At 45.0% G+C, this 24245-nt stretch carries 19 protein-coding genes and 1 pseudogene; 6 read left to right on the forward strand and 14 right to left on the reverse strand.

Annotation, left to right across the window (positions count from 1 at the left end; genetic code table 11):
* Window positions 1-60 precede the first annotated feature (60 nt).
* Window positions 61-2025 carry an ATP-dependent DNA helicase gene (locus V6W81_RS19370; RefSeq protein WP_338540094.1) on the reverse strand — a complete coding sequence of 655 codons (1965 nt, stop codon included), beginning with the start codon at window positions 2023-2025 and terminating at the stop codon, window positions 61-63.
* A 184-nt stretch (window positions 2026-2209) separates the two neighbouring features.
* Here V6W81_RS19370 and V6W81_RS19375 point away from each other — a divergent pair, with 184 nt between their 5' ends.
* Window positions 2210-3802, forward strand: coding sequence for a catalase (locus V6W81_RS19375; RefSeq protein WP_338540095.1), 1593 nt, complete (start codon window positions 2210-2212; stop codon window positions 3800-3802).
* A gap of 752 nt (window positions 3803-4554) precedes the next feature.
* On the forward strand, window positions 4555-5919 hold the full coding sequence (locus V6W81_RS19380) for a right-handed parallel beta-helix repeat-containing protein (protein WP_338540096.1): 1365 nt from the start codon (window positions 4555-4557) through the stop codon (window positions 5917-5919).
* Between the two features lie 120 nt (window positions 5920-6039).
* On the opposite strand, the gene V6W81_RS19385 is transcribed toward V6W81_RS19380, so the two are convergent.
* From V6W81_RS19385 to V6W81_RS19395, 3 genes are all read right to left on the reverse strand, one after another.
* On the reverse strand, window positions 6040-6495 hold the full coding sequence (locus V6W81_RS19385; RefSeq protein ID WP_338540097.1) for a hypothetical protein: 456 nt from the start codon (window positions 6493-6495) through the stop codon (window positions 6040-6042).
* A gap of 574 nt (window positions 6496-7069) precedes the next feature.
* Entirely contained in the window at window positions 7070-7567 is a 498-nt protein-coding gene (locus V6W81_RS19390) for a hypothetical protein (protein ID WP_338540098.1), read from the reverse strand.
* 28 nt (window positions 7568-7595) lie between these two features.
* Entirely contained in the window at window positions 7596-8954 is a 1359-nt protein-coding gene (locus tag V6W81_RS19395) for a WXG100 family type VII secretion target (RefSeq protein ID WP_338540099.1), read from the reverse strand.
* Between the two features lie 376 nt (window positions 8955-9330).
* Here V6W81_RS19395 and V6W81_RS19400 point away from each other — a divergent pair, with 376 nt between their 5' ends.
* Window positions 9331-10092, forward strand: coding sequence for a hypothetical protein (locus V6W81_RS19400; RefSeq protein WP_338540100.1), 762 nt, complete (start codon window positions 9331-9333; stop codon window positions 10090-10092).
* Between the two features lie 147 nt (window positions 10093-10239).
* Here V6W81_RS19400 and V6W81_RS19405 read toward each other — a convergent pair whose 3' ends face one another.
* The 3 genes from V6W81_RS19405 to yaaA form a co-directional block, all read right to left on the reverse strand.
* Window positions 10240-11118: a prohibitin family protein gene (locus tag V6W81_RS19405; RefSeq protein ID WP_338540101.1), complete on the reverse strand. Its 879-nt coding sequence runs from the start codon at window positions 11116-11118 to the stop codon at window positions 10240-10242.
* Window positions 11096-11344, reverse strand: a complete 249-nt coding sequence (locus tag V6W81_RS19410) for a hypothetical protein (protein ID WP_338540102.1) — start codon at window positions 11342-11344, stop codon at window positions 11096-11098. The genes V6W81_RS19405 and V6W81_RS19410 overlap by 23 nt, the downstream gene beginning before the upstream one ends.
* A gap of 340 nt (window positions 11345-11684) precedes the next feature.
* Window positions 11685-12440 carry a peroxide stress protein YaaA gene (gene yaaA, locus V6W81_RS19415; RefSeq protein ID WP_338540103.1) on the reverse strand — a complete coding sequence of 252 codons (756 nt, stop codon included), beginning with the start codon at window positions 12438-12440 and terminating at the stop codon, window positions 11685-11687.
* Window positions 12441-12626: 186 nt separating this feature from the next.
* Between yaaA and solA the strand changes: the two genes are divergently transcribed.
* Window positions 12627-13784, forward strand: a complete 1158-nt coding sequence (solA, locus tag V6W81_RS19420; protein ID WP_338544030.1) for an N-methyl-L-tryptophan oxidase — start codon at window positions 12627-12629, stop codon at window positions 13782-13784.
* 318 nt (window positions 13785-14102) lie between these two features.
* On the opposite strand, the pseudogene V6W81_RS19425 reads toward solA, so the two are convergent.
* Window positions 14103-14549 (reverse strand): annotated as a pseudogene (locus V6W81_RS19425) (MarR family winged helix-turn-helix transcriptional regulator); the annotation flags it as partial.
* Window positions 14550-14693: 144 nt separating this feature from the next.
* Between V6W81_RS19425 and V6W81_RS19430 the strand changes: the two are divergent.
* Window positions 14694-15572 (forward strand): SDR family NAD(P)-dependent oxidoreductase, encoded by an 879-nt coding sequence (locus tag V6W81_RS19430; RefSeq protein WP_338540104.1) that lies wholly within the window; start codon window positions 14694-14696, stop codon window positions 15570-15572.
* A 374-nt stretch (window positions 15573-15946) separates the two neighbouring features.
* Here V6W81_RS19430 and V6W81_RS19435 read toward each other — a convergent pair whose 3' ends face one another.
* The 6 genes from V6W81_RS19435 to V6W81_RS19460 form a co-directional block, all read right to left on the reverse strand.
* Window positions 15947-16573 (reverse strand): cell wall hydrolase, encoded by a 627-nt coding sequence (locus tag V6W81_RS19435; protein WP_145045873.1) that lies wholly within the window; start codon window positions 16571-16573, stop codon window positions 15947-15949.
* A gap of 435 nt (window positions 16574-17008) precedes the next feature.
* Window positions 17009-18226: an MFS transporter gene (locus V6W81_RS19440; RefSeq protein WP_056696420.1), complete on the reverse strand. Its 1218-nt coding sequence runs from the start codon at window positions 18224-18226 to the stop codon at window positions 17009-17011.
* A 116-nt stretch (window positions 18227-18342) separates the two neighbouring features.
* Window positions 18343-19158, reverse strand: a complete 816-nt coding sequence (locus V6W81_RS19445) for a carbohydrate ABC transporter permease (protein ID WP_145045398.1) — start codon at window positions 19156-19158, stop codon at window positions 18343-18345.
* A gap of 34 nt (window positions 19159-19192) precedes the next feature.
* Window positions 19193-20065, reverse strand: coding sequence for a carbohydrate ABC transporter permease (locus V6W81_RS19450; protein WP_145045400.1), 873 nt, complete (start codon window positions 20063-20065; stop codon window positions 19193-19195).
* Between the two features lie 3 nt (window positions 20066-20068).
* A complete protein-coding gene (locus tag V6W81_RS19455) occupies window positions 20069-21343 on the reverse strand; it encodes an extracellular solute-binding protein (protein ID WP_307212400.1) in 1275 nt (424 codons plus the stop codon).
* A 211-nt stretch (window positions 21344-21554) separates the two neighbouring features.
* Window positions 21555-22739: an LLM class flavin-dependent oxidoreductase gene (locus V6W81_RS19460; protein ID WP_430701365.1), complete on the reverse strand. Its 1185-nt coding sequence runs from the start codon at window positions 22737-22739 to the stop codon at window positions 21555-21557.
* Between the two features lie 465 nt (window positions 22740-23204).
* Between V6W81_RS19460 and V6W81_RS19465 the strand changes: the two genes are divergently transcribed.
* Window positions 23205-24077 carry a helix-turn-helix transcriptional regulator gene (locus V6W81_RS19465; RefSeq protein ID WP_338540106.1) on the forward strand — a complete coding sequence of 291 codons (873 nt, stop codon included), beginning with the start codon at window positions 23205-23207 and terminating at the stop codon, window positions 24075-24077.
* Window positions 24078-24245 lie beyond the last annotated feature (168 nt).

Here is a 24245-nt window from a genome sequence, read left to right on the forward strand (position 1 = left end):
TGTAATTGTAACAACCTAATCTCAATTACGTTTCACTCAATCACATTTAACAGCCGTTGTTTAATGGGTCAAGGTTGTCCATTCTACACCTTCAGGAAGCAGAGCTGCAATGCGGTCTTTGGCTTCCTTTTTGGTATGCAGCGATTCATCAAGGATCGCCGCCGAACCAGAGTCACTGCTCGTCCGAATCAAACGTCCGAGACCTTGCTTCACACGAAGCAACATATACGGAAGATCGATCTCTTCATAAGGGGAAGAGGATGCATTACGTTTGGCATTGAACACAGGATCCTGCGGGGGATATGGAAGCGACCAGATCATCACGTTGGACAATGACGGCCCAGGCACATCCAAGCCTTCCCAGAGGTTAACCGAACAGAGTACACTTTCCTCATCCTGCTGGAACGCTGCGATTAAATCGCTAATCTCCCGGTCTCCCTCATACATGAACCGCAATCCTTGTGCCTCCGGAACATGAACGATATCCTGCTTAAACGTCCGCAGCTCTTCCATCGTACGGAATAGAATGAGTGCACGCCCCCCACTCGCTTGGAGCAAGGACACCGCGTCACGCAAACGATTTTCGTTTTCGAGGTGACCTGATGTTGCTTCATCCGTAATCTTCATCTGCATTTTATCCGCATAATCATATGGAGAAGCTACCGAGAATGACACAAAATCATCGATACCCAGACTGTCCGCTACATAACGGAATGAATTGTCCACGGATAATGTTGCTGAAGAGAACACAATCGGAATACCCGTATTAAACACACGCTCATTCAGAATTTCCTTCACGGTACGTGGCATAATCGACAATGTCGTCTCATCCTCGTTCTCTTCCGCCCAGCAGATGTAGCCATCTTCCTTACGGAATAGAGATAACGCCGTCTGAATCATATCCAGATGTTCTTCCACGACACGCATCTGATAACCATCCAGCGAGAACAATCCGCTCTCAAATACCAGTTCCTCGCCAATCGCATCCAGCACATTGGTAAGTCGTTCAATCTCACGCAGCAATGGCGGTTCTACCCGAACTTCCTTCCGTTCCGATCCGGGAATCGCCACCGTATACGTATCCAGCAGTCTGAACAATCGCTCACTGCTCTCAATCGCCTCATCCACTCGCTCCGCAAGGGATTCACGAATCTCACCTTCAAGCAAGCGAGTAACCAACTCTTCGAAGATACGATGTTTCAATTTGTAGCTCAGTGCGTTCAGAGCCGCTTCTTCCAGCAAATGCCCTTCATCAAATACAACCGAGCTATGATCCGGAAGCAGTGGCAATTGTCCTTCACGCTTGCGCGCTTCATAGGTCCACACATGCTCCATGTAATAATCATGGGAACAGATAATGATGTCTTTGGAACGACGGTAATGATCGCGAGATAGCGTCAGGCCGCAACGTTGTCTTTTTGGACATACAAAACAATCCTGGAACGGATCCCAGTTGATTTTGTTCCACTGACGATCATTCAGATGTGGATATTGCTTCCGATCCCCGTACGGATGGAATGCTTGAAGTGTTCCGGGAGAATTCACAAAGTCCGGTAGACTCTCGTGCACTTCTTCGATCACCTGCGCATCTTCATCCGCGAATCGTACCGCACTTAATTTGTTCAAACATACATATTGATCAGGGGATTTACCTAGACGTGCATCCACTTGCAGATCCAAGTGCTCTGCCAGCTTCGCAATATCTCCACCTGGTTTCACGAGTTGTTCAATCAAGGACTCGTCGGCACAAGCGATCACCGCTGGTTTCCCCGTATAACGTGCATAACAGACCGCATAGAGCAGATAGACTAACGTCTTCCCTGTTCCAACACCGGCCTCTGCCATAATTGTCTTTTTATCTCCATAGGCCCGTTCGAGCTGGTACGCCATAAAAATCTGTTCATCCCGCACCTCGAAACCGGACTCAGGCAAAATATCATAGAAAACATCGGCAACCCATTCTCCCAGACGGGATACAAAAGGTTCTGCCGGATCATACGCAAAAGGATAACGTTGTGTAGACAATCCTAGGTCAGCCTCCATTCTTATATAGGTGGTGCATTTTTATCTAAAAACCGTCCATAGGGCAAAAGTTAATTATCTCACACCATAAAGTGAGTGACAAGCTTTTTTTGGTAGATATCATGCATAGAACGAGCTAAGAGGGAAAATATATACAGGAATCCATCTTAAGGAAAGGCGGTGCTCCATGAATAACCATTCTTCACCATCCGAGCATTCCCCAGACAAGGCCTCGGACACATTAACAGATCGACAGGGTCACCCCATCACAGATAATCAGAATGTACGCACGGTTGGCAGTAGAGGACCAACGACGCTGGAGAACTATCACTTTCTTGAAAAGATTACACACTTCGATCGGGAGCGCATCCCGGAACGGGTCGTACATGCCCGCGGTGCTGGCGCTCATGGCGTATTCGAAGCATATGGAACGGCAGGAAATGAGCCGGTATCGAAATACACACGGGCACGCCTATTTCAGGAAAAAGGCAAAGAAACCCCTGTGTTCGTTCGCTTCTCAACCGTCATCCACGGCGGACATTCTCCGGAGACGCTGCGTGATCCGCGCGGCTTTGCTGTTAAATTTTATACGGAAGATGGCAACTGGGATCTCGTCGGTAACAACCTCAAAATCTTCTTCATTCGGGATCCACTTAAATTTCCGGACATGGTGCATGCTTTTAAACCCGATCCACTGACGAATGCACAAGATATGGAGCGTTTTTTCGATTTTGTGTCACTCAGTCCTGAAGCTACGCATATGGTGACGTTTCTCTTCTCCCCCTGGGGTATTCCGGCTAATTACCGGCAAATGCAAGGATCGGGCGTCAATACATACAAGTGGGTGAATGAGGAAGGCACGGGCGTGCTCATCAAATACCACTGGGAACCGCTCAAACAAGGCATACGCAATCTGCTGCAGAAAGACGCTAGCGAGATTCAAGGTCAGAATTTCAACCATGCAACATTGGATCTGTACCATGCCATTGAACAAGGAGACTATCCCGAATGGGAACTGAACGTTCAGGTGATGGAGGATGGAGAGCATCCAGAGCTGGACTTCGATCCGCTCGACCCGACCAAGCTATGGCCACAGGATCAATTTCCTTTTTTACCTGTAGGCAAAATGACGCTGAATCGCAATCCTGAGGATTATTTCAATGAAGTGGAACAAGCAGCGTTTGGCACAGGCGTTCTGGTGGATGGACTTGATTTCTCGGATGATAAGCTGCTGCAAGGTCGTACCTTCTCCTATTCGGATACGCAGCGCCATCGGGTGGGTGCAAATTATCTACAGTTGCCTGTGAATGCGCCGAAAAACCGGGTTGCCACCAACCAAACCGGCGGACAGATGCAATATAAGGTGGATCGTGCACCAGGTCAAAATCCGCATGTGAACTATGAGCCTTCCTCGCTTGGCGGACTGAAGGAGGCTACTCCACGTGGTAAGGATCATGAACCGCTAGTGGAAGGTAGATTGGTTCACGAGAAGATTGAGCGTACCAATGACTTTGGACAAGCCGGTGATACCTACAGAGCTTTCGAGGATTGGGAGCGAGACGAGTTGATCAGTAACATGGTCGGTGCGTTGGCAAAATGCAAACCGGATATTCGGGAGCGTATGATCTCTCACTTTACCCAGGCGGATCGTGACTACGGACGGCGTGTAGCTGAAGGGCTCGCATCAGTAACAACAGACGATAGTGCAACAGTACAGCCCAAACATGAACCAAGTGTGGAGCAAGCGGAGCAACGCAGTCGGGAGACGGACGGGTATTAAGATATGTTTTGCTTTTAGATGCTGTACTTTGGACGATATACTTTTGGATGGTCTGCTATGAAAATGTTATGCTTCATTGCCATGAACTTTGGAATAAAGTCATGAGTTAGCTTAAGCGGCGAATCTGCATAGATGCTCTCGTTCGGTTGCACAAGGAAGTACAAGAGCTGTAACCATTTGTTTTGCACACGTATGCATTTGTGTTGTGTCTCGGCATGAAGACCTGCTAAGTTTTATTTTGAATTATGCCCGATGGTATGGTTGCCTCTCGCAGCCTCTGTTGGGCTTTTTTTGTTTTCAATGCTTATCCTCTATTGGTCACTCAGTACATTTGGATGGGGAGAATTGATTATGTGCTTACGTTGAATGGATTGTTGTCTTGAGTTGCACCTTACGGAGGTTGAATGAAGTGGATCATGAGTAAGTGTTGTGCCGTAAGGACGATGAAACAGGGTTATTATATGTTCATTTCGGATGATTCACCGTTAAAATAAGACGATTAGCCAACAAGCGGATTACATGCAGCCTTTGAAACTTGAGCATTGGGACGTAACCACGCCTGACCTGCCTGCATTTAACTCCATCTGATCAAATGATTATTGATGATAACGCTTACAACATTTACCATGAACCTGTGTCACACGGATGCCATTCACTCTGCGAATTGCTATTCTCACCCTTTTTAAGTTGTATGGCACTCCGCACTATTCACAACTTATCTATGTATCCAATTAACCAAGGAGGTCTGCGTAATGAAATTATTTCCTTCCACATCTACCCATGCATCTGCTCGATCGGAACGTTCCTTGAAATCGAAAATGGCTCATATCTGTCTGAGTGCCACATTTCCTCTATTGTTGCTAGGTGGCGGATCAGTTGGTGCTGCGGAAGTGCTAGAGAATAGCTCATCTATTTCTTCTGAATCGGCTGTGGCTAATTCCAATATCACACTTGCTGCTGGGGATCTATATGTGTCACCTAACGGCTCAGCGAGCAACCCGGGAACGATCAACAGTCCGACTTCACTAGCTAACGCGCTTACCCAGATCGCTCCAGGCAAAACGATCTATCTGCGCGGAGGCACGTACAGCTTCTCGGAAACCATTACCATTGAACGTGGTAACAACGGTACATCCTCCCAACGTAAGAATTTAGTGGCATATGGTTCAGAAAAACCTGTTTTTGATTTCTCAGCACAATCGTTCGCCTCCACGAATCGAGGGTTGCAGATGTTCGGCGACTATTGGTTCGTCAAAGGGCTAGAGGTTAAAGGCGCAGGAGATAACGGCATTTTCATCGGGGGCAGCTACAATCGTTTAGAACAAATCGAGGCTCACCATAACAGGGATACAGGTATCCAGATTGGTCGTTATGCTTCGACTGCAGCCAAAAGTGAATGGCCTTCTTATAACGAAGTCATCCGTTCCTATTCCCATAATAACTACGATCCAGATGATGGCGAAGATGCCGATGGTTTTGCCGCAAAATTAACAGTTGGTCCGGGTAACGTATTCGATGGCTGTATTGCCGCCTATAACGTAGACGATGGTTGGGATCTGTATAGCAAATCGGATACTGGCGCCATCGGCGTGGTCACGATCCGTAATAGTATCGCTTTCGCCAATGGAGCAACCGCAGATGGCACTTCAACCTCCAACAGCGATGGCAACGGCTTCAAACTGGGCGGTGAGAAGATCTCCGTGAACCACATCGTCGAGAATAGCATTGCCTTCAATAACAAGAAGCATGGCTTCACATATAACAGCAATCCTGGTTCAATCCAGATGAAAAATAACACGTCATGGAACAATGGGCAGAGCAATTTTGCCTTCGATAAAGGCACACACATCTTCACCAACAATCTGTCCTTCCAAGGCGGCGCAAGCGACAAAACAAGCGGAACCGACGTCAGCAGCACCAATGTCTGGTGGAAAAACAAAAAGAGCGTTAACGACAAAGGTCTTCTCGCTAGCGCAGCCGACTTTGTCTCCCTCGTACCTTCGGTAACACGTAGTGCAGATGGCACACCTATCTTGGGTGATTTCCTGAAGCTTGCGAATGGCAGCGATCTGATTGGTTCGGGCACGCCATCTGGGACGAATGTTGGAGCGAGGTAAGTTTAATTTGGATTGAGTTTGAATAGCAAATCCCCTTCGTCAAACCAGTTGGTAGCGTGGTTATGACCAAGGGGATTTTTGTTATGTATGTTATAGAAATTTTACAACACTCCACAGACTCTATCTAATCTCTAACTCATGCACCTCGATACATTTTTTATTGATCCAGTCTATTGCTAAATCTGCTTCATCTTTTAGTATTACCCCTCGCTTGCACTTATACTGAAAATTCTCTTTTGCCCATAAGAGTATGATTTTTGTGAATTCTAAAGTCTCAAGTTTACATGTACCGTCCTCTTCATCATCTTCAGCAAAGATGTCATCAATGGTTGTGAAAATTTTATCAGATCTAATTATGTTCACATTCCCCCCACCCTCGTATAAAGTTGACTTTCCTGCTATTAACTCAAGTAATTTTTCGATTTCATCCTTCACAGTAGCAAAATCGCTAAAAATATCCGAACCCAGTGAATCACTAATCGAGTAGCCATTCTTTAAAGATGTATCCATACTGAAATCCAAAATAACTTCATTAAAATCTTCATTATATTCAGTTATGTATTGATATTTTATCATGTCGATATCTCCATTCTTCTTAATTAAAACCGGTATACTGATGTGATTTTTCCATTTTATATAACAAATTCAAATTCAATAGTCATTCCGTTATTAATAGCTAAGGATTAGCATATAAGAACTTTATATTTTCCCTATATTTGTACACATTAAAATACTTCCCATCTATACAGCAAGCTCTTTCATCCATTGCCATTCTAACGCCCATTGCTCTCTATTCCTTAATAGATCACATATTCTGGCTTATTAAGCGCATCTTGTTTTTGCTTTGTTCAAAGTCGATACTGCTTAAGCAGTACCATTAAAACCAAAACAGAAAGTCATTCAGGTCTCTCTTTTGATGCAACAAACGAAACAAAGACACCAAAAAAACAGGTCAATTAAGGTAGTGTCTGACCATAATTAACCTGCTTGATGTATCGGTAGAGCGTTATTTCGGCTATAAAATTAAATCATCTTATGTGCTTACACCCGTGTTGACGAAATCTTTATACGGATACGTTAATTGTGTTATTGGTTGAATGATGGATTCATTCGGCACCAGATGGTCTTTTTATGGAGATCTGTCACAAAATTAATCAATATCTCCATTATCAAGTGCATCTAAAGTTTCATCGCTTATATCAAGTGGCTCCCTTTCAACTCGATTTGCAAGCGAAAGAAGATCAGTAGCACCAGCTACATTTAAATAGCCTGACCTTATAAAGAAATGCCCCCCTCTTTCATATAGCTTTATTGCTGGCTCAAACAAATCTTTATTATCAATAGCAATTTGATTACCTTCATCTATGAGTGCGTTTAACTCTAAATAACTTTTTGCAATATCTCTAACATAACTATTGTCAATCTTCTGTAATATTTTCAAACCATCAACATTCGCTTGTGTCTGAGTTATCGAATTTGAAATGATAATAAAAGGATACCTACACGCCCCAGGATAATACTGGAGGAATATTGATGATCTTCTTAAGTATTCTTTACTCAAATGAACATGTGATCTTGCTTGTTTGTTTCCAATACAACTCCAATCTATTGCAGAGATACGCTTAACTGCCTGATTAAAATTTCCCATTAATTATTTCGCTCCATCTTCTTTATTTTTATTGCTCAAGAACCTTTTTCGAATAATATTCATACGCTCCAGGGAGTTCAAATGAAGGTTGATTGGAAGCTACATCATGTGCACCAGGAGGATCTGATCCAAAATCATCACTATCTTTTTGATACGAACCAGGATTTTTATATGGGTAGCCTTGTTTCATTTTTTCACTTTCAGTTAGTTCATGTTTAGCTAACTCTTGAAACCACTTTTTTTGTTTTGGATCCAACTCACCTTTTTGTGCTTCTTTCCATATAAATCCAACATCTAAATCAGGAGTAAAGTGGCCAACTCGATAACTTTGACTATCTAAAGGAATTTTATGTGTATCAAAAAACATGTGTTGTTTCATAGCCTTAATTTCTTCTATTGTCATACCAGTATTTTTTGCAACCCATTCAATATCAGTCATACCCACACTTCTAATATTATCATAGTCCTTTGATGCAGCTTTATATTCTTTTTCTTGAAATTTATCAATAAATGTGGGTCTATAATCGTCTACACGCTTATATTCATTCCAATCAACCTTTTTAAGGGCAGGGTTTGATTCAGGAAAATTACCCTTCCCGCCATTAGCCGACCCTGCTTTTTCTGAACTCTTTCTCTTCGCCTGTTCGGCCTCCTCAATATATCCTTTCATCTTCTTTACGGATGGATGGGAAGATGGCAAACGGAGAGGCCCTTGGCGGCCAGGTATGCTCCCACGAATCATTTGAAATCCCATAAAAATCTGTCCAGCCTTCAGACTTATAACCATCCATTTTGCATAATCCTCTGAAACAGGTCTACCCGAAAATGGATCAATACCGAGCTCAAATGCCTTAATCTGGAGTGCAAATATGTCCTCTCCAGGAGGTTCGACATTCACAGCTTGCATTTTATTAAAATCCAGATGTCCTTGATCCTTCTCATAAGCTTGTAGAGAGGCCTGATCCGCAACACCATTCTCATTGACAGGAAGCCATATCCACCTACCATAAAAATTAACATGAGCCATCCGGTAGCCTTTATCACCTGAGCCAGTACCACTTGAATTAGTCATCATAGCCGCTGCGCCAACAGCTCCAGCTGCACCACCCAGACTCACACTCTGAGCATCTGCATCCTCGAAACGTGTGGCGATATCCCTTAACTCCTTAGAGGTATTCACCATACTCTCTAGCGCCTTATCCAGTATAGAACCTGATCGCTCAAATTCATAGAAAAACCGCTCTTGTGTTGCCCCCATCCACATCAGCCGGACAAACATGATCTGCCTTGTCAGTTCACCACGTATCTGTTCTAACTGTTGTCTCGCCTGCTCCACCTGAGTCGATACATGATGTAGCTGTTCAGGGGTAATTTTAATTGTACTCATACGATTCTCAACTCATTCAAAATAGGATTATCCCATGTTAGCAGAAGTTTGATCTTGTTTCATCCAGCATAACTCCTAAATTTATCCACCAAAAACTTATACTGGAGCCCTAGTACGAATCCCACCTCGCCCTATTTAATTCAAATTTGAATTGTACGAGTCTGAATACCGACAATTAGACCTAGTTCTTTATATCCATTTGCTGTTACCACTCGCTAGTTTGAAACTATCTGAAGTTGAGTCGTTCTTCTCATGGTACGCATACCTCATTTTGCTATGATTTATTATAATGTTTTGTAATTTCACCTAGCTGTATTCAATCTGTAACCTTATATTATTTCAGAAGATTTTTAGTGAGAAAGGATGTCCTGCATTTATGTTCATTGTCCATCTACTACTCGCTCTAGCACTTTTGAGCGGATCAGGCAGTTCGAGCAATACGACTGTTGCCCAACAGGAGAACTACAAACCATACCTCCAATTTACTTCTTCAGAACAAGTTCTGGAATCTGGGTTAAAGCCTTTTCGGCCTAGTAGCGAGATCGATTTTTCAAATCCTAATCAGGTGGAGCAGACTGTGAAACTTCTTAGAGAGAAGCATTCTGAGATCTTTCTATCTACGGACTTCAACAGTGAAGAAACGTTTGATTTTGGAGGTCAATTAAAGCCTCTGAACAATATCCCAGTGAATGTAAGTTTTGATCACGGCCCTCTTAAGATACATATTACGAAGGCTCAACTCATGGAAGCAAGCGATATTCCTCAAGAATCTCAGAAAAACATTTCTATATTAAATCAAGGAGAAATCAGCACTAAAATCAACTATTTAGACATCCTCTACTCTGTGGAAAATACATCCGAAGAGAATATCGGTTTTTATGGCCTGAACTCCGTTCATCCAAACACGGGTGATCCAATCTCTTCAGATCGAAATTTTATGAGATCTTTATTAGAATATAATCAGTATGACGGAGTGGTTATCGATAATAAAAATTATGGTCTAGTTTATACAGATGACCCAAATGAACTTCAGTCTATTGAGCTTGTTTTCAACAAAGTCTATGACTATGAAACTGGAGAAACCATTGCGGAGCCCATGTCGCTCATTATTCCTCTTAATACTGAAGAGTTAAAATGATTGATTCTAAACCTTATGTAGCATAGCTTTATAATGTTAGGGCTTTACAGCTCAAACTCCACTTGCTTTTCATTTTACAAGTGGAGTTTATTTTTTGATATCATATTCAATTGGCGGAAAAGCAACGCTAGCATTTCAAACCACAAATTAAGGAGCTACATTCCCCGCGTTGCTATTCTGTTCGACTTTTGATGTAGGTAATTGAATCATTGGCGTATTTGATCCACTTACATATGGCAGTGCTCCATCCCATTTCTTAATGGTTTCGTATTCAACGAGTTGACTCGATAATGATTGTTGAAGCTCTTTATTTGCTTTTGCCTGACCTTCAGCTTCGATCAATAGTTTGTCTGCATTACCTTGTGCCTCTACGCGCTTGCGCTCTGCTTCTTTCTTCGCAATCTCAAGTTCAGTTGTCTTACGTTCCAGTTCTTGCGAAGCCTCGACACGCTTATCAATGGCTTCCTGAGTTTTAGCATCAGGTTGAGGAACACCTACGGTAACGTTAGATACAATAAAGCCTAGTTCTTTCACATCATCAGAAAAACGCTGTTGGACGTCCACTCCTGCCTCGGATGACTTTTCACCATACACATCAATGACAGTAAACTTGGAAATACCTTTACGGGCTGCGTCACGGAAACGTGTTTTGAGATATGTATCCTCAATTTCTTGAATGCTTATGGGTCCAAATGTGTTGAAAATAGAAGATACTTTACTTGGTTCTACCTGGTAGTTGTAAGCAAAATCGATTGTGATGTTTTTCCCGTCAGAAGTAGCAATCTGGATATCTCTGTATTCAACCGTTTGAATTCGAATCGGATATTTCGTCACTTTATCAAACGCTCCAACGAGTTTCCATCCTTGACTCAGTGTACTATCTTTTACCCCGCCGTTTGGTGAATACACGACCCCAACATAACCATTCGGAATTCGTGTGACAAAGAAGGTTACCAGCAATACGCCCACAATAATAACCAATGCAACCGCAATGGCCCCTGCTCTAAACGTCTTTGAATTTTTCATCTGCATTCTCCTCTTGTTTGAATTTATCGTACTTTTTCAGAATTCTACTACCTATTTTATTGAATAGCGGGATCATTAATGCCCATAGAATAAATGCTAGGATTATTATTAAAATGATTCCCCCAATAAATGGCATGTTTGTCCTCCTCTCTTTGTATCCGGCGCAAACCTGATCTGTACGAAGTAACCCCATAGTTAAATTCATCTGCTCTTCATCTACATTCATTAAACACATCCATTTATATGTTACTTCCCCGTACATCTAATTAATAACTATAAGTTATATCCGTATTTATATATACTTTGTAAATACGTATTCGGTTTCACAATATCTAGCACTTCTTGTAGCTTTAGAACATTGAATAGGATTCGATCCAACTTATTTTAAGGCTTGTGAGCATTCATATTGAACTACTTTAGGCACATCGGCTTTATAAATGCTCTCACAAAAAAGAGCCATCCGTTTGATGGCATCTTCAAATTCAAATCTTTTTTTGTCCTAGTTTCATCCAAATGTAATAACAGAATCCTCACCATATGTACAAGAAACCAACATGTATTTTAGTCTAATTTCTCTCTACGTGTAAGAATATATAAGTTCTCTCATCCGATAACGCTTCGGAAAAATTAAAGTCTAACCGATCAAAGCCTCTAACGTCCTTTATGTCTGTAATCTTATGCTCCGCCATATAACGCACCATCTCACCTCTGGCCATCTTGGCACGGGTTGCCTTTTCAACAAGCTTTCCTTCGACCATCTGTCCAAATACACATGTGATGAACTCTGTTTTCTCGCTCAGGAAAAGCGTGATATTCTTGCTATACTCTTTGGAAGCTAGATTCAGGATGCTGTTACTTTCCGCTTGAAGCTGATCTGCCAATCTGCTACCCCAGAATTGATAGAGTGACTTAAACCCTGGACCTTGCAACTTGCCCTGCATTTCCAAGCGATATGGAGTGACACCATCCAAAGGCCGTAACATACCGTAGAAGCCGGATAAAATGCGTAAATGCTGCTCCAGATATGCCAGTTCCTCCTGTTGAAAAACACCCGGTGCCATATATTGATACTGAATTCCTTCATAGGCATAGATGGCTGGCGTAAGATTTGTCTTCAGATTCATATTCTGAATTCGCTCCACATTCTGCTCGGCGATGGCATCGTTACACTTCCACATTGCTTTAAGTTCGTCGTAGGTTAATTTCTGAAGCAAACTCAGAAGTTGCTCAGTTTCGTTTATAAATTGGGGTAACTGCTTTGATGCCATCAGATCGGTATCAACCTTCATCTTTTTGGCTGGTGAAATAATCATTCGTATCATGGTGATCATCCTTAATCTGCTGTTGTTTTGTCGTTATTCATTGTACAGGATTGGACAGATGAATCCAATGATGAGGCAGATTAACTTTTACCCAGGTCTTCCTGCCCCTTGACCAAATGGGGTTTTAAGACTACATTATCCTGAAGAATATTCGATTCTGATCAATCCGCGAGAGGAGGAGCTCTTATTACACAATCCTATGACGTCATTATCGTTGGAGCAGGCTCCATGGGGATGAGTGCAGGTTATTATCTGGCACGAAGCGGGCTTAAAACCCTGATGATTGATGCTTTTGATCCCCCACATACCGAAGGAAGTCATCATGGAGAGTCCCGATTAATTCGCCATGTTTACAGCGGAGGGCCTGATTACATCGCGTTGGCGCTTCTTGCCCAGAATTTATGGCAAGAGCTAGAGGATACAACGGGCAACAATCTGCTTGTTCGTTCAGGGGTTATCAACCTGGTTAATCCAGAATTCCACTCGTTTCGCGACCGGTTGACTCATGCAGATGATGCCGGAGTAAGGTATGAAATACTGCGTGCAAACGAAGTGATGAATCGCTGGTCAGGGATTACGATACCTGAACATTATGAAGGTATGTATGAACCGGATGCTGGTTATCTGTTCAGTGAACGCTGCGTTCAGACTTATCGGCAAGCCGCAGAACAAGCAGGTGCCACCCTGCTAACGCATACTCTTGTGGAACATGTGGAATGCGGATCTCAATCCGTATCCGTAAAAACCGCTGGAGGAGATACATATCACGCTAGTAAGCTCATACTTAGCACAGGTGCCTGGTTTCAGACATTGAAACCGTTTGTGAATCTTCCGATTCGAGCCGTTCGCAAAACGGTAGGATGGTTCGATGCACCGGAAGAATTGTTCGGAGAAGAACATTTTCCTGGTTTCACCATATCCGAACAGGCCGGTATTTATTATGGATTTCCCAGTATCAGCGGGGCTGGAGTGAAGATCGGCCGTCATGATACGGGACCTACATGGATGCCAGGAGAGCAACAGACACCGTTCGGAGCGGAAGAAACAGACGAGGGTGAACTCCGAAGGCTGCTTGAGCTTCGAATGCCACTAGCGGCAGGCCAATTGAAGCGTGGCAGTGTATGCAAATACGAAATGACGCCCGACGAGGACTTTATTATTGATCGTCATCCGATGCATGAGCATGTTTGGCTTGCAGGAGGATTCTCGGGTCACGGCTTCAAATTTGCAAGCGCAGTTGGTCAGATTCTGTCCGATTTAGTCCAGACAGGGCATACGGATCAGGATATTAGCAGCTTTGCCCTGTCCCGATTCGCCAAGACCGGCATCTCATCATCACTATAGATCCAACAGACGTGCAGGGACACCATCAATCATTGTCGATTGGCGTCCTTGCACGTCTTTTTTTCATGAACACGTTTAATATAAGAAAATGATTCTGGTGATGCTTGCTTAAAGCAGGATGGATTACATCATTAGGTCAATTCGTTTTAAACTTCGCCGCTTGCTCCTGCATTGTTGAGGTCACCTCTCACCAGAAGCAGACAAGTTCTGTACGCCCCCAAGGACATCATCCTTCTCACGCTCTACGGATTCGATCTCGGAAGCAATAGCTTGTACGCTGTGCTTGCACTGTTCACTATATCCAACCTCTCCCCCCAATCCGTTAAACTGTCGAAGCATAGTGGTGAAACGTTCCAGCTCTCCATCATCCCAACTAGAGATACTTTCATAAAAGGTTGATTCCTTCTCCTTCAGGGCACTCATCGTCGTCTGTTGACCACGCTCCGTTAGTGACAACAGTACGCCGCGCCGATCATCGAGGTCTTGCTCCTTTCTCACATATCCCGACTTTTCGAGCTGCTTAATTAGACGACTTACCGAGCTGCGATCCATTGCAGTCGCCTCTGCCAATACTGCGGCACTTGTTGGGCCATAAGAGTACAGCCACCGTACGAGATGAAAAGCGGCAGGCTGCAACGTTGCATCAAAACGCTCAGCAGATCGGACATTGAGCGCATGCGAAGCGCTAATCAAGGCATGAATCTGCTCGCCAAGCGCCAGTTCCAAGGTTCCTCTATCTTTTGTTTTGATTACATGCTCACTCATTTTGTTGTTCCCTCCCCTTGATATACTAAAACAGGTCTAAGAATATATAGTTGACAAATATCAATTAATATTCAATTAATATAAATAGTTGATTTATATCAATTATATCTACCGACTTTGTACCTGTCAAAAGGAGACTTAACTATGAAAACAACACATCCTATTATCGTAATCACCGGAGCAACAAGCGGATTAGGGCAGCTTGCTGCCATAGAACTTGCCAAACGCGGTGCGCAGCTTGTACTCGTAGCCCGTAGCGAAGAGCGTGCCGAGGCAACTAGAAACAAAATCAGGGCACTCGTGTCCGCTGCCAAAATTCAATTTCACTTCGGAGACCTATCCTCGCTGAGTGATGTAAAGCGTGTTGGGCTTGAAATGGCAGCCGCTTATCCGCGTATCGATGTACTTTTGAATAATGCCGGACTTCATGCATTTGAACAGAGAGTTACTTCCGATGGGTTTGCCGAGATGATTGCCGTGAACTATTTGGCACCTTGGTTGCTCACGCATACGTTGCGAAATTCCCTGATTCAGTCTGGTAGCGCTCGCGTTGTGAACGTCGCATCTGAAGCCTCACGGAATCACGGCCAACTGGTGCTGCCGGATGACTTGGTAGACACCACTCCTTTTACTGCACGCGGTTCCTCTCCGATCTATGGCAAAACCAAATTGCTCAATATTATGTTTACCGGTGAACTAGCCAGACAATGGGATGGAACCGGGGTTTGTGTGAATGCCTTGAATCCAGGTTTCAATGTCACTGGTCTTGGACGGGAGCTTTGGTTCGCGAGTGGGCTTGAGCGCATTCTAACGTTTCTACATGTCGGTGACCCACGCAGGGGGGCAGACATCATAACTCGTTTGGCTGTGGAACCGACATTTGGAAAGGTATCGGGGGGATATTTCAATGTTGGCAGCGGAGCAGCAATTGATCCGGTAGCTCCTGGTGGGGATGCCAGAATGCAAAACAAACTATGGACGATGACACGCCAACTACTGGAAGAACGTGGCCTGCTTGATTAAGTAAACACTGTCTCCCTCAGTAAAAACGTAAAAAAAGTCTTTCAGAATAGATCTGAAAGACTTCTCTTATGAAGACCCACACACTGCTGCACAATCATCGAAACGGCTGCTAATATAATCTTGCGTACGTGAATCCATTGGATCAGTGAATATGCTGTGGGGGTGAGCATTCAACGACTTCACCATTCCGAAAAAAAACCTACGCTTTCGAGCCAAACTCAAACAGCGCGCACCGATTAAATATCGATGTGCGCTGGTGGCTTAGATTTTTTCATTTTTTCATCTGTCTGTTGACAGGGGGATGATCAAATTAGCAACTTGTTGGTTTTTGAGCACTGTTGTTTTAATGATCATGTCTACATCTTATCTCACTCTCACCTTGTAAAATCATGCTGCCCAATGGTCAACAGTGTTGGTCTGCTCTTACTCCACAGCGAGGTGGCAATCTTCGGATTGTAATAATAGAGCGCACCATGTGTTGGGTCAGCGCCGTTCAAAGCCTTACGTGCTGCTTTGTACGAGGTTGCCGTCGGCTTCTGATTGAACTGTCCATCGTCTACTGCTGTAAACTGACCTTTCTGGAAAATAACCTTCGGAATCGACGAAGGGAATTCTCCCGAGTGTACCCGGTTTAACACAACAGCTCCGACAGCCACCTGTCCCTCAAAAGATTCCCCTCGTGCTTCCCCATGAATCAGCTTGGCGAGCTGGCGTAGTGTGTTGCCTTCGGCTTTGACCTTATGGTTCAGCCTATTCAGCGTTTTCGGGCCTGCCACACCATCGGCGCTCAGTCCTTGCGCCTGTTGGAATTCGCGGACAGCACTCTTGGTAACGGTACCGTAATACCCCGTCATTCCTGCGTCAAAGTAACCCAGATTGCTTAATTGCTCCTGCAATTGCAGCACATGTTCACTACGAACACCTTGTTCCAGCTTCTGCGCTCCCGCAGAAGGGGCTGCTACTGTAAGACCAAGAGCCATTGCGCAGGTACCGAGGAGCATACCAACCTTTCCTGCTCGTTTGTTCGTTTTTCTCCCTCTCTGATGGGTTACTTTACGACTTACGGTTATAGAACCTTCACTCACACTATGCTGTTGATTCATCATATTCTTTTCATTCATTGCACGCATATGATCCATTTCAAAATTACGCTTTATCATGTCATTACCCTCCATTTTTCTGAATCCAGATCCCACTTCTTCCCCTGAATTCTCACGGTTCGACATCCCGAGTGTCATTATAGGATATCACCCAAGGGGCGTCTATCGGACCGATGGAGCATGAAAAAATGAGTCTTGAACATAGCAAAAAGAGGCATGAGCCCATGGTCGTATCAGGGTCACACCTCTTCTTGTATCAACCTTGTACCGCTTGCCCAACCTACATTTCCGTAGGCAGACAGACCCGCACAAAAGTTGCGCTTAATTTAATTACAATTACTCAGCCAGCTCTTGTCCTTTCGTTTCCCGACCCCAGAACAGCACAGCTGCTGCACCAATGAGGATGGTTACGAAGAAAATGGTGAAGATCAGGCTGATTGGAACTGCACGTTGAACCAGCATGCCGACCATGAATGGTGCAATGACACCCCCAATCCGGCCAACCGATGTAGCTAGTCCAACGCCTGTTGAACGAACCGAAGTTGGGTACAATTCCGGGCTGTAAGCATACAGTCCGCCCCAAGCTCCCAAATTGAAGAATGACAGACAGATTCCAGCGGCCAAGATCGTGGCTTCCGTCGTTGCTAGTCCAAACGCAATGGCACTAATCGCGGTCAAGGTAAGATACACGACAAGTACGAATTTGCGACCATAACGTTCAATGAAGTAAGCCGCGGTAAAGTATCCTGGTAGCTGTGCAATCGTCATGATCAACACGTACTGGAAGCTTTTGACAAGCGTAAATCCTTTAGCCATAACTACCGAAGGCAACCACAAGAACATGCCATAATAGGAGAAAATTACGGTAAACCACAAGATCCACAGCATCAACGTTGTACGGCGATGAGGTGCTGACCAGACTGTAGCCACTTTTTCGCGGAACGTGATTTTATGCAGCTTCGTATGATTTTTATACCGTGGTGGGTCTTGAATGGCACGGCGCAGATACAATGCATAGAACGCCGGAAGTGCTCCGATGGCAAAGGCAATTCTCCAACCGTACTCTGGGATAACAAAGTTAGCAATGAGTGCCGATACAATCCAGCCTCCTGCCCAGAAGCTCTCCAATAATACAACCGCACGCCCACGTTCTGCCGTAGGCATCGATTCCGATACTAATGTAGAGGCCACGGGTAGCTCTCCACCAAGTCCGATTCCTGCAACCAGACGCAACGCACACAGGACTGCAAATCCGGTAGCCAGGGCAGAGAGACCGCTTGCAATTGTGAAGATTAAGAGCGTCCACATCAGAATAGCCTTACGTCCGAAACGGTCTGCAAGTGCACCTGCAAGCAAGGCACCTAACGCCATACCGATAGAGTTAATACTTGTTAACACGCCGACTTGTCCAGGGCTGAGGCTCCATTCCTTGGCAAGTGCAGCCACGATGAAGGAGATCATGCCGACCTCCATCGCATCAAACAGCCAGCTCATGCCGGCGCTGAACAGCAGCTTGCGCTGCTTGGGATTCCGCAATACTTCCAGTTTGCTCATCACTTATAGCTCCCTTGATCTCTATGTAATCATTCTGACATACTAAACCATTATTATGCAGAATGATGCAGAAATCAATGCAAAATACGCAGAAGCGTTGATCTGATCTTAGAACCTTACCCTTTGAGTGAACCTGCTGTTAGACCTGCAACAAAATAACGCTGGAGCAGAAGGAACAGCACAATCATCGGAATAGCTGTAATCATCACACCCGTGAGCATCATCGGATAGTTGGTCACGTATTCGCCGCGGAACTGCATAAGCGCGAGTGGTAACGTCAGCTTGGATTTACTTGTAAGCATGAGCATTGGAATCAGCAGGTCATTCCAAACCATAACGAGCAAGAACGTTGCTGTCGCTGCAAGCGACGGTGCAGCCAGTGGCAACGCGATCTTGGTGTACAACCTCCACTCACTGGCTCCGTCCATACTTCCTGCTTCCAAGATCTCTGCGTTAAGCATGCGCATGAAACCTGTCAACATAAATACCGAGACAGGCATCAGCATGGCAGCCGACACAATGATAAGTCCTGTCAGACTGTCCGACCATCCCAGTGTACGTGTTAGGGAATATATCGGCAGCATACTCACCTGGGAAGGAACGATCAGACCTGCTACGAACAGGGCAAATACAATTTTGCCTACACTTCCACCCCAGCGCACAATCGCGTATGCAATCATACTGCTCAGTAACAACTCGATTGCAACCGTACCTAGCGTCACGACTAAGCTGTTTCCAAAATATTGCCACATAGGCTGATTACGAAACATACCAATAATGTTGTCCCACGTAAATGGATCAGGCCAACTGAATGGACTGGTGAAGAAATTACTGCTTGTTTTGAACGAGGACACAAATACAAAGTATAGCGGCACAATGATGAGTAACGCGTACACCAATAGAATTAGTCGATTGAACCATTTTAAAACCATATGAACTCCCTTCTGCCTAAGATCTGCTTCAATCTCAATAGTTTACTCGGTCAGCGCGCAGTGCCTTGAACTGCAACAGCGTCAAGAGCGCGAGCAATACGAGGAAGATCATCGAACCGGCAGAAGCCAGACCAAATGAATAGCTGCCAAAGGCGGTATGATAAATATATGTCGTCAAAATTTCGGTTGCATAGTTCGGACCGCCGTCCGTCATTGTAAAAATGAGGTCAAACGCTTTAAACGATTGAATCGTGGTATATGCCACAACAATGGTTGCTGAAGGAGCAAGCAACGGCCAAGTCACGGTACGGAATACCTGCCACTTGCTGCCTCCATCCATTCGAGCCGCTTCGTACAGTTCTGCTGGAATGCCTTGCAGACCTGCGATGAACACAATCATCATCTGTCCGGCATGGGCCCAGACCTGTACTGCAGCGATAGAATAGATGGCAATCTTGGGATCACCGATCCAGTTACGAGCTATACTGCTCATACCCGCCTCATTCAAGCCGTAGTTGATCAATCCAATGGATGGGTCATACATAAATGCCCAGATTAGTCCGACCGATACAGAGGACAGTATGGTAGGCAAGAAATACAACGCACGAAGCACAATACGTGTCTTTGTATTACGAACCAAGAGCAAGGCAAGTACAAGTGAAATAAACGTTTGAGCGATAACTACCGTTAACATGAATTCTACGTTGTTGCCAAAGGCTTTGCGAAATACGATGCTGCTGAGACTGTCCTTATAATTATCCAGCCCTACAAATGCATACGACGGGGATACCCCGTCCCAATCCGTAAAGGAGTAGAACAGCCCCGTCAATGTAGGAAATACGAACAATCCAACGTACAGCAGCAACCCAGGTAACAAGAACAGGGATAGCTGAATACGGTTTTTCATCGTTTATTTCCCGATATGCTGATCAATGATCGCCTGTGCCTGCTGCGCTGCTTCTTCTGGCGAAGTACCGCTTAGCACAGCCTGGATGGAGTTCGTAACAGCCTTTTGGTTATCTCCATTCAGGATGGTGAACCGTGGCTGGAACACGGTCTTTTTGCTTGCCCATTCTCCGGCAACTTGAAGCTCAGGTGTATCGTATTTTACATCATTAACCGTTACATTCTGTCCGGTCTGATTAGCATACTCGCTAGCTACTTCCGGTTTGCTCAAGAACTCAATGAACTTCTTCGCTTCTTCCGGATGCTTCGACTTGCTATTCACTGCAAGCATAAATGTAGTTGTATGCACACCTTCATACTTTGCCTGATCAGCACTTACTGTAATCGGTGCAAGCAATTTTTGCTCCAGATTCGGGTTTTGCAGCTTGTTCTGAGCAAGTTGATATGATCCGCTTGCGAGCATTGCTGCTTTTTCCTGAATAAACAACGCACCTGCCGCAGGGTCTTTCGTACCCAGTGCATCCTGCTGGAAGTATCCTTTATCGTTCAGCTCTTTGATCTGAGTCAACGTTTTTACCCAGAACTCATCCGTCAGTTTGGCTTCGCCTGCTTCTACTTTGGTAAAAATGTCGTCGCTCGGCGCATTGTTCATGACCATCGTGTTCATGAATTGGCCTGGACCAATATCCGCTCCGGCAAAGGCAATTGGAATGATGCCATTGTCTTTCAGCTTCTGGCATAGCGCCAAGAAACCTTCCCAATCCGTCGGTGGCGTCAGACCATACTGTTCAAACAGCTTCACATTATAGATGGGATCGTTATATACAAGTTGATACGGAACCGCATATTGCTTGCCATCATGTTGTCCTGCTTCAATCAGCTTTGAATTGAAAGCAGACAAGAACGATGATCCCGTCAGATCCGTGAACAACCCAGCTTTGGTGAAGGCTTCAAATTGTGCACCCGGGAAGGATGCAAAGACATCCCCGACCGAACCATCACTGATTTTGGATTGTACGGTGGATTGATACTGATCCGAAGGTAATGTCTGCATTTCCACCTCAATGTTTGGATTTTCCTTTTCAAACGCGTCGATGGTCTTATTCAACGCTTCTACATCTTCTCCACGCCAGTGGATGAAGCTGATTTTCACTTTACCTGAACCCGAGGAACCATTCTCTCCGGATGCCGCTTCATCTCCGCCACCGCAAGCCGACAGTACGATGGACATGACCAGCATACTGATAAGGGGCAGGATATACTTTTTCTTATTTTTCATTAAAGACGACCTCCTGAGGATGATTAATGTAAGTTGCACAAATGTTTCACACTGGGCACTCCGAGTGCAGTACCATCTTCCGATCGCTGTTATCCCCAGATTTCTCTGAATCATTTCTTTTAATGGTTAAAATCCGGGGATAAAGGCGAGCGCTACGCTTCTTCAGATCGGTTCTGCCCTCTCCGTTAAAGTGTAAAAAAAGTTAACTTACTTAGTTGGTAGTAACGGAGTGCTGCTTTTGTCTTGTTTTCCATTGGTCACGAATGATCGGCATAACTGTTCGTCCGAAGATTTCGGCTTCTTCCAGATGTGGATACCCAGAGAGAATGAATGTGGTCACACCCAAATCCCCATACTCCATCAAGCGTTCCGCGACCTGTTCTGCTGTACCCACGATAAGGATGGCTCCGCCGGAGCGTACGACAGACAATCCTGTCCACAGGTTAGGACCTACTACAAATTGCTGTTTCTCCGACAGTTCCCGTAGCTCGTTTTGTCTACGTTGGTTAGTAGCATCCGTCTCGGCAAAGGCTGCTTTGGCCTTCTCGATTGCCTCTGGCGGTACTTTGCTGATAATCTCCCAAGCAGCTGCCCATGCTTCTTCTTCCGTATCCCGAATGAGCACTTGCGCACGCATGCCATAACGCATCTGACGATCTTGTCCTGTTTCCGCTTTTACCTGTTCACGAATGACCTCGATCTCTTCGATCTGCTCTTGGATCCAATCATGAGGTTCGCCCCACATAAGGAATGTATCGGCATGTTCCACAGCAACTCGCTTTGCAATCGGGGAGCTTCCTCCCAAATAGAATGGTGGATGAGGTTTCTGTACTGTCTCCGGCATGCCTACTGGGCCTTTGAAGCTATAGTGTTGACCTTTAAACTCTGGATATGGATCATTGGACGCATCCGCATTCGATTGTGCACCACTGCCTGCGAATTCAGTCAGATTGAGTCCTGCGGACTGGGTCCACGAACGTTTCATGACTTCCATATACTCGCTCGCACGTACATACCGCTCATCATGTGCATGTGCCAGCGGATCACCCAGCTCTTCTAGGTCTCGGATTGAGCTACCTGTAACGACATTCATCATCGCGCGGCCTCCCGAGAGCTGATCCAGAGCCGCACCCATACGTGCAGCAAGAACCGGTGTAACCAGACCAGGGCGAATAGCGACAAGGGGACGCAATGTCTTGGTATGACTCATCACAGCTGAGCCGACCACCCACGCATCCAGACAGGCTCCCCCTGTCGGAATAAGTACGAATTCGAACCCTGCCGTCTCCGCCGTCTGTGCTACCTGCACCAGATAATCCAGACTCGGTGCTCGTTCTGGTTCAACTCCTACATACTTACCATCCCCTGCTGTTGGCAAAAACCATCCAAACTTCATCTCTTCCTGTTCGCTCACCAAAGTCATTCCCTTCTATGAATAAATTGCTCTAAAAATGTTCCACTTAAGCACTTCGGTGACAGAAAACCTTTCGAGCCCTCTTGTCCCCAGGTTTTTTCCATTCCCTTTTAAGGGGAAACCCGGTGACAAAGGCGCACGCTTCGCTTCTTCAGGTCTTTTCTGTCTCCTACGTTGTCGTGTCATTCTTTAAATTAAATTTATTAGGTGTACACAAACTCCAAATACCAATTAATTAACTTGGTTTAATAGGTATGGACATCATATCAATTGATTTGTCTGTGATCAATGTCATTTCGCGGCAATTTTATTTTGTCATTTTGTGGTCTTTTCTCAGAATTAGGTCACGTACATCTTGAATATGTATAAAACCCACCTGTATAATAGGTTATAAATGAACCTTTGCGATCGTATCTACAATACTTATATATTAAAGAGGTGTTCCCGATGATCGAGAGCATGAAGGAGGACCACCACGAGTTTTTGGATATTATTTTCTTCACTCCATCTGAATTCGAGAAAGCCGGTGGCGCCTGGCCGATTCGTATCGGCCGCAATCTAGCCAAGAACAACTATCATATTGGCCCTCGCACCACACCTTATCATTATTTGCTGTTTGTGTTAGAGGGGGAAGGTACGTTCATTCAGAATGGGCAACATCATGCCTTGCGAGCACGAGATGCGTTCTGTCTATTTCCGCATGTCACTCATGAGTACTGGACCACCCCTGAGAACACATTGCAGAAAATATTTATTGCCTTTGACGGCTCACATGCGGCAGAACTGCTCTCCCGGATTGGTCTGACTCCAGACTCGCCTTATCGTTCAGGTGTGTTAACGCCAGAGACAGCAAGTGCAATGCGTGCATTTATGGAGGATGTTCGCAAACCGCAGGATGGAGCAAGTGATCTGGGAAGACTTACTCGGTTTCTAAGCCTCTTCGACCGAATCGCCCGTTCTCCGGCAATCAAGGGACTGCAGCCAGACTCGGCTACTCCCTGGCTCCAGAAAGGCAAAGAGTATATGGATATCCATTTTGCTGGCGGCATTACAGTGGAAGGCGTATCTGCTCATGCGGGCGTGGATCGAACCCACTTTGCCAAACAGTTCCGCAGAGCGTACGGTCTCTCTCCCGTCCAGTATATTCAGCAATTGAAAATGGATCAGGCTAAGCGCTTACTAGTACAGACCTCGCTAAGCTTAACTGAAGTGGCTCATTCCGTCGGTTACCCCGACTTGTTCTCCTTCTCCAAAGCATTCAAAAAACACGTTGGTCTGCCCCCCAATCGTTATCGGACAACGGAGAGCAGCAGAGAATAGACCGGAGCACATTCCACCTTACGTTTTAAGCCGCTTATGTTATGATGCCGATCTCTTGAGCTAAGCCGACTCAACGGATAGGGATGAACTCTTGACCATCTATTCGATTATCTTTTACCATTCATAACAACAAGAAAGGCAAGTCCTCTTCATATCAGGACTTGCCTT

Origin of the sequence: Paenibacillus tundrae (assembly GCF_036884255.1) — a bacterium.
Classification (GTDB): Bacteria; Bacillota; Bacilli; order Paenibacillales; family Paenibacillaceae; genus Paenibacillus.

Coding starts and splice junctions, on each gene's coding strand:
- V6W81_RS19405 (WP_338540101.1), bottom strand. CDS start 11,118: ATGAAAAATTCAAAGACGTTTAGAGCAGGGGCCATTGCGGTTGCATTG.
- yaaA (WP_338540103.1), bottom strand. CDS start 12,440: ATGATACGAATGATTATTTCACCAGCCAAAAAGATGAAGGTTGATACC.
- V6W81_RS19400 (WP_338540100.1), top strand. CDS start 9,331: ATGTTCATTGTCCATCTACTACTCGCTCTAGCACTTTTGAGCGGATCA.
- V6W81_RS19430 (WP_338540104.1), top strand. CDS start 14,694: ATGAAAACAACACATCCTATTATCGTAATCACCGGAGCAACAAGCGGA.
- V6W81_RS19385 (WP_338540097.1), bottom strand. CDS start 6,495: ATGATAAAATATCAATACATAACTGAATATAATGAAGATTTTAATGAA.
- V6W81_RS19445 (WP_145045398.1), bottom strand. CDS start 19,158: ATGGTTTTAAAATGGTTCAATCGACTAATTCTATTGGTGTACGCGTTA.
- V6W81_RS19380 (WP_338540096.1), top strand. CDS start 4,555: ATGAAATTATTTCCTTCCACATCTACCCATGCATCTGCTCGATCGGAA.
- V6W81_RS19455 (WP_307212400.1), bottom strand. CDS start 21,343: ATGAAAAATAAGAAAAAGTATATCCTGCCCCTTATCAGTATGCTGGTC.
- V6W81_RS19410 (WP_338540102.1), bottom strand. CDS start 11,344: ATGAATGTAGATGAAGAGCAGATGAATTTAACTATGGGGTTACTTCGT.
- V6W81_RS19450 (WP_145045400.1), bottom strand. CDS start 20,065: ATGAAAAACCGTATTCAGCTATCCCTGTTCTTGTTACCTGGGTTGCTG.
- V6W81_RS19435 (WP_145045873.1), bottom strand. CDS start 16,573: ATGCTCCTCGGTACCTGCGCAATGGCTCTTGGTCTTACAGTAGCAGCC.
- V6W81_RS19375 (WP_338540095.1), top strand. CDS start 2,210: ATGAATAACCATTCTTCACCATCCGAGCATTCCCCAGACAAGGCCTCG.
- V6W81_RS19465 (WP_338540106.1), top strand. CDS start 23,205: ATGATCGAGAGCATGAAGGAGGACCACCACGAGTTTTTGGATATTATT.
- V6W81_RS19440 (WP_056696420.1), bottom strand. CDS start 18,226: ATGAGCAAACTGGAAGTATTGCGGAATCCCAAGCAGCGCAAGCTGCTG.
- V6W81_RS19390 (WP_338540098.1), bottom strand. CDS start 7,567: ATGGGAAATTTTAATCAGGCAGTTAAGCGTATCTCTGCAATAGATTGG.
- V6W81_RS19460 (WP_430701365.1), bottom strand. CDS start 22,739: ATGAAGTTTGGATGGTTTTTGCCAACAGCAGGGGATGGTAAGTATGTA.
- V6W81_RS19395 (WP_338540099.1), bottom strand. CDS start 8,954: ATGAGTACAATTAAAATTACCCCTGAACAGCTACATCATGTATCGACT.